The sequence below is a fragment of the uncultured Chloroflexus sp. genome, assembly GCF_937129525.1.
In the GTDB taxonomy this organism is placed as follows: domain Bacteria; phylum Chloroflexota; class Chloroflexia; order Chloroflexales; family Chloroflexaceae; genus Chloroflexus.
Map to the genome: position 1 here is coordinate 105,979 of NZ_CAKZNK010000051.1, position 8,908 is coordinate 114,886.

An 8,908-nucleotide genomic window follows, 5' to 3' on the forward strand; every position below is an offset into this window, starting at 1 on the left:
AGTAGGGCAAGACAATCTTATCGCTGCAAACGTTCCCGTATCAGGTTGAGCAGGAACGTGGCCGCTTCCAGCCGCAAGCCAACAGCGATCAGCGTATAGATTATGAAACCGGCGCTGCCGGCTACCGCTACCTGCGCTAACGGTGGCCATACGCTGCCCAGCGTAGCGGCGATCCCGCTGACGGCCAGCGCCATCAGACCGCTGGCCGCCAGACCTTTCACCATTGCTTCGCCGAGTCGCAAGCCGCGGAGGGAGAGCGAACGTTGCAAGATCCATGCTGTGATGATGGCATGGCCGATCCACTGGGCCGAGTTGCCCAATACCAGCCCTAAAAATCCCAGAGGTGTCCATTCGGCCAGCGGTATGGCAACCACCAGGTAGCAAAGAATCGCCGCGCCCTGAATCAGATTAGGAATGAGGGTGTTCTTGCGCGCGTAGAAGGCAAACAGCAACATCTGGTCAATTGCCGCCGCTGGCAATCCCGGCAGATACAGCAGCAAGGCTAGCGCAGTAATGACCGTATCATCTGGCCCGAACGCGCCGCGCTCGAATAACGTGGCGGTGATAGGAACACTGAGCGCAGCCAGGCCGGCGGTTGCCGGCAGGATCAGGAGCAATACCACTTTCAAGCCCATTGCCAGTGTGGCGCGAAAGGCCGGATCATCGCCGGCAGCGCTTTGCCGTGAGAGCGTTGGCAACACAGCGAGCGCGACTGCCGACGCGACCAGGCCAAGCGGAAACTGAATTAACGTGGTGGCAAAGCGCATCGTTGACAGCGCAGCCGGAAACCCTGAAGCCAGCCAGCGGTCGATGACAGTGCCGATGAGCGAAAAACCGATACCCAGCGTAACGGGCGCATACAGGCGTAAAATGCGTCGCACTGCCGGATGGCGCAAATTAAATCGGAACCGGATTTGGGAGTCACGCAATCCGGGTAACTGAATGAGCAGTTGGGCAAACGCCCCCAGGAGTGTACCGACGGCCAGGCTCTTGATGCCGATCATTGGGGCAAGTATAACAATACCGGCGATCATGCCGGCATTGAACGTCGCTGCCACGAACGCCGGCAACAGGAACCGACGTTGAGCGTGCAAAATGGCGGTAACGACTCCGGAGATCCCCATCAGGGTGACAGCAGGCAACAGCCAGCCTACCAGCGCGATAGCTTCCATTTGCAGCGCCGCCTCGGTAGAGCGGGCAAGGAGTGACACAGCGAGTGGAGCTTGCCACGCCAGCAGTGCGCTGGCAATGACCAGCACAGTGAATGCCAGCGTGAGCACTGTCGAGACAACATGCCAGAATTCGGCGCGGTCTCGTTCGGCATACTCGCTAAATACCGGCACCAGCGCCGCGCTGACTGCACCGCTGACGAGGAGTTCATACAGGGCATTGGGCAGAGTCCAGGCGAGGGTGAAGGCGTCAACCGCCAGACCGCGGCTGAAATAGGCGGCAATGATCGGCTCGCGCACCAACCCGAGCAGGCGACTGGTGATGTTGCCCAAACTGATGAGCAACGCCGCAAGGGCGATACTCCGGAAGATACCACCTGGCGCAGAAGACTCGGTCACAGGCATGAACTATTCGCCGCCAGCCGTTGAGACAGCTTCGCCAGTAAACTGGGCGACGATTCGTCGCAAAGCCTGCGGTTGCACCCGGAACGTTGCGCCGCCGCCAAGTTCCACAATCGACGACGAGTCGATTGCGTAGCGCAAGATATTCTCGCTATCAACCACGCGCGCGAAGCTAGCCAGTTCGAGCATCATCCGATGGTTGAGATCGGTTGTCACATAGCCGCGCAGCGCGCCGGTATAATCGTCGAGACTGGTGATTTGCTGCAACAGACCGCGGTCGCGGACGCGCTGGAAAATAGCCATCAGTACCTGTTGTTGCCGCTGGTTGCGCCCAAAGTCGCTATCGGCGTGGCGGGTGCGGGCGTAAATCAGGGCGCGCTCGCTGTCCATCCACTGGCGACCGGCGGCAAACGAAACTTCAATGGTGCCATAGTCCTCGGTGGGATAGGCCGGATCGTAGATTGGGCGAGGCACATCAATTTCGATGCCACCGATCAGATCGATAATCTTCTTAAAACCTTCAAAGTTGATCAGAATAAAATAATCGATTGGCACACCTAACAACTTGCTCACGGTCGATTTTGCCAGCGCAGCGCCACCGCCGGGGCCAAAGCGGTTTTCACCGATGGCGTAAGCGGCGTTGATGCGGCCTTCGCCGCCGGTCGGATAGCTAACCCAGAGATCGCGAGGAATGGAGAGCATGCTGACACGACCGGTATCGCGAGCAATGTGTACTACTACGATAGCATCGGTGCGGGTAGGACTGGTATCTTCAGGGCGGGCATCAGTTCCCAACAACAGAATGTTCAGTTCGGATCGGCTCAACCTGAGCGCTTCGGCGGTAGCCGTTGCTTCCGGCGGGTTAACGGCTGCCACTTCCGGCATGGTTGGCTGTGGCGTTGGTGGCGCTGGTGGCGGGCCGTAGATTTCATCCAAAGGAAGAGGTGGTTGAGCGGTTGGTTGAACGATTGCCGCTGTCGGCAAGGTAGCCGGCGTGACAATCATTGAATCGATATCGATAAGCGCCTGCCGCCATTCAAAGGCAATGCGCAGCATCGTGGCTACGACTATCAGGCTTATAATGAGTGCGGCGCCGGTAAGAACGCGCCTGCGCGAAGCTAACATAACCTCCTGCTCCGAATTTCAGATGCCGTTCGCTCTGCCTTGGACGACGCTATACCGGGGTAATTTGTTGCAGACTGGTCGCGCAGCGCAGCGATCGGACGTGGATCGGGCATCTTTGCTAGCATCGTTCGTGCCGTTTGTTACTATACCACATCAATGCAACCGCGTGAACATCACACACAATGATGCGAAGCTGAAAAATAACTGATGCGAGGTCGAATGATCTGGATAAGCAGCGTTTATTCTCTTTACGCTACGAGTATCGCTGCCATAACATCTGTCAGCGATATTGTTGTATCTGGCTCTGCCGGCGCTGGCTCTGCCTCGTGTCTGCATCGCTGCCATAACATCTGTCAGCGATATTGTTGTATCCCTGCTGCAATTTTCCTCAGATGTGTCGAGTGGTTGCAACCGAACCTGACACGTGTCTTGTGCGCAATGTTCAACTCATCTCATCCATCGCTATGATCGGTGCTCTGGTCGGGTTGACCGATCAGGCCAACATCACCGCTCTCAACCATCCGTATGATACCGGTCGGTTCACGCACAATGAGTGTTCCACTGCGATCAACATCAACTGCCTCGCCGTGAATAACGTCATTGCCAGTCGTGATGGTGACCATTTGGCCGAGCGTAATCAGCCGGCTACGCCAGGTTTGCCACAACCGTTCGGTTTCACCGGCCTGCAATTGCCGGAACCAGAAGTCATACCGGCGCAGCAGTGTATGGAGCAGGTGGAGACGATCTATCATGGGCGCGCCGGCTAACGTCAGCGCTGTAGCGGGGTAAAGGGTAGCTGGTAGTTCGGGCGCGGCACTGACGTTGACTCCACAGCCGATAATAGCCCATACCAGCCGGCCAGTATCCCAGCTTCCTTCCAGAAGGATACCGGCAGTTTTAGCCCAGCCGGTTGGTGTTTGCACCAGCACGTCGTTAGGCCATTTCAAGCCGGCTTTTAGCGGTGTGGTGGTATCGATCGTTTCCAGCAGCGCAACTGTTGCCAGCCAGATGAGGGTTGCTGGTGTAGTGGCGACGATCGGCGGTGGGCGCAAGCCGAGTGAGAAGAGGAGCGCGCTGCCCGGTGGCGCGATCCAGCGCCGACCGAGCCTGCCACGACCGGCTACTTGCTCTTCAGCCGTAATCAAGACTGGCAGCGCTTCGGGGGGTAGGGTCGCAAGCGCTGTCCGCGTGAGATCCATCGTCGAACTGACCTGATCGTAACAGTAGATGGTTACCGGCAAGGTAGCGTCGGGCGCCAGTCCGGCGCGAATAGCGGTAGGGTCAAGCATAGCTTTCTCCGGTGGGTGGCGGCAAAGATGAAAAATCGCTAAAAATCTACCAAATGGTATGGACGTGGTAACAATTTTTCGTTATACTACTCACTACTGAACCTGAAATTATGCACTTGCCTCGCGGGTGCTCACCTCTTCGCAGCGGAAAGGATTTGCGTATGACCACTCTTGTTCTACTGGCGGCAATCATCATCATTGCCGGTGGATTGTTTATCTCGCTGCGTCGGGTGCAACCTGAGTTTATTCGGGTCCGTATCCGTGATCGTTGCCAGTCGCGTCGCTTCCGCCGCTGAGCCTCATCTATTGTACCGCAGCCTGGTTTGCCGCGCCTCCTCTCGTAGAGGGAAGGTGCGGTTGTGTTTTCAGGGAACTTTTTCACCATCAGCAACGTTTCTGAAACGGTACGAGTAAAGATCGTGCAAGCGGAAGGAGACCGCATGCAGGCGAAGCGTGCATGGGCCAGGCTGTCAGCCTTAATTGTTGTGCTGTTAGTAAGCACTGTGTGGTTTGCGCCGGTAATTGCGCAAGGTTCTGCCATCACGCTCACGGCGCGGGCGGCATTTCAGGGGTATGTGCGTTCCGGTACCTGGTTGCCGGTTCTAATTGAGGTTGCAAATAGTGGCGTTGATCAGACGGTTGAAATTGTCGCCGGCACTCCGAATGGCCCTTTCCACAGCGCCATGGTCGATCTACCCGGCGGCAGCCGGAAGGGTGTAACTATCTACGTGTATGTGACCGGTATGCCGCGTCAGCTCAACGTGAGGCTTCTGGCGAATGGCGAAGAGCTGGCCAGCGTGCCGGTTCGATTGCAACCGGTCAGCACAGGATTGCTGGTTGGCATGGTTGGTGAACGCGAGCCACAATTACCGGCGCAACTGGCCGATCGCATCAAACTTACCAGCGCATTGCTATCCTGGGCTGATGTGCCGGTCGAAGGGTTAGGTCTATCGCCTTTCGATGCTTTGATTCTGACCGATCCAGGCGCAACTGAATTAACGCCGGCTCAGCAGCGCTCGTTGCAAGAATGGGTGTTGCGTGGCGGTACGTTGATCATTAATGGCGATACGGGAATTGCTCGAACATTGAGTCTGTTACCTGCCGAACTGGCGCCGGTGCAACCAGGAAGGCCGTTACCGTCACTCGACGATCCACCATTGACCCCGTTAGAATTAATTCCTCGCAGCGATGAAACCAAACGTGAAGTGTCTCCACTTACGTTGCCGCGCCTTGCCAGTTCTTCGCCCCTGGCCTTCAGTCAGTGGTATGGCGAAGGTCAGATTATCGCGCTGGCGTTCGATCTGACTGCGTCAGAAGTGCGCAATTGGGGTGGCTGGCGCGAGTTGTGGCAGGCTGTTTTGCCACCGCCGTCATTTGTGCCTGAGGGGATGGGTTTTGGGGCCAAGCTCTTGTCCACGTTTGTGGAAGAAAATCTGGCTAATGCGTTGACCAGTCTCCCGGCACTTGATCTGCCTTCTATCAATGTTCTCGGCTTGCTGTTAGGGTGCTATTTGATCGTCGTCGGGCCGGTAACCTATCTGGTTTTGCGCCGCTTTGATCGACTCGCTCTAGGCTGGATTGTGGTGCCGGCGATCACGGTCATCTTTGCGGTGATCGCCTACGCGGTCGGTTTTAACATGCGTGGCGGCGATGTCATTGTCAGTCAGCTTACCTTGATCGATGCAATTGAACCAACGCTCTCACGAGAACGCAAAGTGATCGGCATCTTTTCACCAGATAGCTCGGATTACCAATTGCGTATCAATGGTGAACCGGCATTGGTGCGTCCTATTTCGGCGCAAGGGCCTTGGAGTTCGGGCAATCTATCCAATGGCCGCTACCTCCAGGCTACCGCCGATGGCCTGGTGGTTGAAGATTTAACAGTGTTACAATGGTCATTGCAAGCGATCGCGCTAGATCAAATTGTTGCCTCGCCGGGACTGGAAGCGCAGATTACGGTCAATGGTGAGGATATGCGGGGTACTGTGACGAACCGCAGTAATCGCGCGCTGGAAGAGGTCGTGCTGGTTTACGGTGACAATATTGCTATGATCGACCAGCTTGCTCCCGGTGAGCAGCGGGTCGTTCAGGTTGAGCGGCCGCCGCACAGTTACGATGGAGCTTCATTAGGCTACATTATTTATGGGCCACAGTTTGAGGAAAGTGGGCGCATAGGACAACCTCCGCCTCCGATGTTGCAATTGCGCAGTCGCGTCCTCGATGTCCTGTATGGTTATGGAGTGGGTACCCGTGGCGCGCAGCCGCTGGTGATGGGATGGTACAGCGAGCAGCAGGCGCAGGTTGAGCCGGTCGGTCGGCGGGCAACGATGCAACAACTGGCGCTGGTGCGCGGTACTGCGCAGTTGCAGCTCAGCGGTGAAGTCAAGCTGACTGGTGGGTTTGCGAGTGCCATTGAACAAGCAGGCGGGATGAATAGTCCATGCTATGCGGGAAGTACGCTCGGTGTTGTGCCCGATGTTCAGCCTGCAACGATTCGCTTTACGTTACCCCGCGCTCTGAGCAACATACAATTGCGCGAATTGTCATTGACTATTCGCTCCGATATATTTTGGAACGGTTCAATCGAAGTGTACGATTGGACAACCGGTGAGTGGGTATCACTCCTGACCGAGTCACTCATTCAAAATCAGATGGTGAGCATTGATCAGCCGGAGCGATTCCTCAACGGCAATGGCGCCATGCGGGTACGGTTGCAACGGCTCGACCAGAACCAGAGCTTTTCCTGTGTGTATATCGATCCGGTTATACGGGGGCGGCTGCCATGACGCTGGCAATAGAGACTGTCGAGCTTACCCACCGCTACAAGAAGCTGGTTGCGCTGGACAGGCTTAACCTGCGGGTGGAGCAGGGTTGTATCTACGGATTCATCGGTCCCAATGGAGCCGGCAAGACGACGACGCTGCGCATTCTGGCCGGTTTGTTGACGCCGACCAAAGGCGAGGTGTACCTGCTTGGTGAGCGCTTAACCATGCGCGCGGCGCAACGACTGGTGGGATACATGCCCGACTTTTTCGGAGTCTATGATGATCTACGGGTATGGGAGTATCTCGATTTCTTTGCCCGTTGCTACGGCTTGCGAGGATCGCGGTTGCGGCAAGTAGTTGATGAGCTGCTCGATCTGGTTGATCTGAGCGCCAAGCGTGATGCGTTCGTGCAGACGCTCTCGCGGGGTATGCAGCAACGGCTCTGTCTGGCGCATGCTCTGGTGCATGATCCTAAGGTGCTGTTACTTGACGAGCCGGCCAGTGGGCTTGATCCGCGCGCGCGAGTGGAATTGCGTGAACTGTTGCGCACTTTGCGTGATATGGGCAAGACTATCATGCTCAGCTCACACATTCTCAGCGAACTCGCCGAAGTGTGTGATGCAATCGGCATCATTGACCACGGACGAATGTTAATCAGTGGCTCCCTGGCCGAAGTGCAGCAACAACTGGCAACCGGTTCGCGGTTACGGCTCCGTATTGCCCGTGAAAGCGACGTTGGCCCGGCGCTGGCGCTGTTGCAACGCCAGCCGCTGGTGAGCGCTGTAAGCGCTGCTGCCGCCGATCCACGTGGTTTTGTCGTTGATTGCCACGAACCGATTAACGAAGAGCAATGCGCAGCCCTGCTGTCCGAGCTGATCAATGCCGGTATTGCGGTCAGCGAATTCAGCGCTCGCAGCGAAAACCTGGAAGAACTATTCCTCCGCTTGACGGCAGATACGGTGAGGGCGGGTAGTTGACGCATATTCCACCAATGAACCAGCGCGATGGTTTGATGGTATTAAGTGTCGCGAGGCGCGGCAAGGTTGTAGTTGGCAGGCGAGGGTCATATTACCGGTGGGTTTGATCAATATGCAGGAGTAACTATGGCATCTCAAATCCGGCAGCCGCTACTTAATCCGATCCTGGTACGCGAAGCGCGCACACGCATGCGAGGATTTCGGCCATATCTGATCCTGACCATCTTCTTACTGTTGCTTATTGCGAGCGCATTCGGTATTTACCAGTATATGGTTTTGCAGGCTCGCACTGGCATGGTCGTGCTCAGTTCGCACATCGGCCAGGCATTGTTTCGAGGGCTGGCATTCACTGAAATGTTTTTCATCGTGCTGGTAGCGCCCGTACTGACAAGCGGCGCAATCAGTAGCGAACGCGAACGGCTGACCTACGATATGTTGCTGGCCACGCCATTGCGGCCCGGACAAATGCTGACAGGGAAACTGATCGGCGCGCTGAGCTATCTCTTGCTCCTGATTATAGCTTCGATCCCGGTATTCAGCACTGTACTGATCTTCGGCGGCGTCGAACTGCGCATTCTGGTGTGGGTCATTTTGCTCTTGGGTAGCGCAGCGCTCTTCTTTGGCACCATTGGTTTGTTTTGTTCAACGTTGTTCAGACGCACGACGGCGGCAACGATTGCGAGCTACACGATTGTATTGCTACTCTGCGGCGTGCCATTACTGGTTGCTTCGATCTGGCCGCAATTTAGCAATCCGATGGGGCAAAATCCTCCGCCATGGCTGTTATACCTCAATCCATTTAGCGCAATTGTGGCAGTCACTACGGTTACGCCAACCACCTTTCAGCCTGACTTGATTTTTTTCGGTGTCAGTGATCCCTTCATGACCGTACCTTTCCTGTCACAATTCAATGTTGGTATTGTGCGTTATGCGCCCGAAGGTCCGGTCTTGATGCCGGTTTACCGGGCAACTCTGCTGGGGTACTGTCTGTTGACCTTTGTCTTGCTCTGGATCAGTTCACATTTCGCGCTGCCGGCGCGGCGCTGGTGGCCGCGCTGGAGCGATCTGGGGTTTGCAGTGGTAGTGGGGGCGATAGCTCTGGTCGTCTGGATGCAGATCGAATGGTGGTGGATTGTGCCGCCGGTTGATCCCTGGCTGATGCCGGCCCAACCGATGCCGAT

7 protein-coding genes are annotated in these 8,908 nt (G+C 56.4%); 4 read left to right on the forward strand and 3 right to left on the reverse strand.

Translation table 11 applies throughout. The features are described from left to right. Positions 1–17 precede the first annotated feature (17 nt). From murJ to Q0650_RS05905, 3 genes are all read right to left on the reverse strand, one after another. Entirely contained in the window at positions 18–1,574 is a 1,557-nt protein-coding gene (gene murJ / locus Q0650_RS05895) for a murein biosynthesis integral membrane protein MurJ (protein WP_298816881.1), read from the reverse strand. Positions 1,575–1,577: 3 nt separating this feature from the next. After that, the gene (locus tag Q0650_RS05900; RefSeq protein WP_298816883.1) at positions 1,578–2,696 is read right to left on the reverse strand and encodes an LCP family protein; all 1,119 of its coding nucleotides are present in this window, start codon (positions 2,694–2,696) and stop codon (positions 1,578–1,580) included. A 452-nt stretch (positions 2,697–3,148) separates the two neighbouring features. Beyond that, the gene (locus tag Q0650_RS05905; RefSeq protein WP_298816885.1) at positions 3,149–3,985 is read right to left on the reverse strand and encodes a biotin--[acetyl-CoA-carboxylase] ligase; all 837 of its coding nucleotides are present in this window, start codon (positions 3,983–3,985) and stop codon (positions 3,149–3,151) included. Between the two features lie 161 nt (positions 3,986–4,146). On the opposite strand from Q0650_RS05905, the gene Q0650_RS05910 reads away from it, so the two are divergent. The 4 genes from Q0650_RS05910 to Q0650_RS05925 all read left to right on the forward strand — a co-directional run. Further along, entirely contained in the window at positions 4,147–4,281 is a 135-nt protein-coding gene (locus tag Q0650_RS05910) for a hypothetical protein (RefSeq protein WP_298816887.1), read from the forward strand. Between the two features lie 144 nt (positions 4,282–4,425). Further along, a complete protein-coding gene (locus Q0650_RS05915; RefSeq protein WP_298816889.1) occupies positions 4,426–6,771 on the forward strand; it encodes a hypothetical protein in 2,346 nt (781 codons plus the stop codon). Beyond that, the gene (locus Q0650_RS05920) at positions 6,768–7,727 is read left to right on the forward strand and encodes an ABC transporter ATP-binding protein (protein ID WP_298816891.1); all 960 of its coding nucleotides are present in this window, start codon (positions 6,768–6,770) and stop codon (positions 7,725–7,727) included. The genes Q0650_RS05915 and Q0650_RS05920 overlap by 4 nt, the downstream gene beginning before the upstream one ends. A gap of 126 nt (positions 7,728–7,853) precedes the next feature. Then, positions 7,854–8,908: ABC transporter permease (locus tag Q0650_RS05925; protein ID WP_298816893.1), on the forward strand; the 1,055-nt coding region annotated here is incomplete at its 3' end.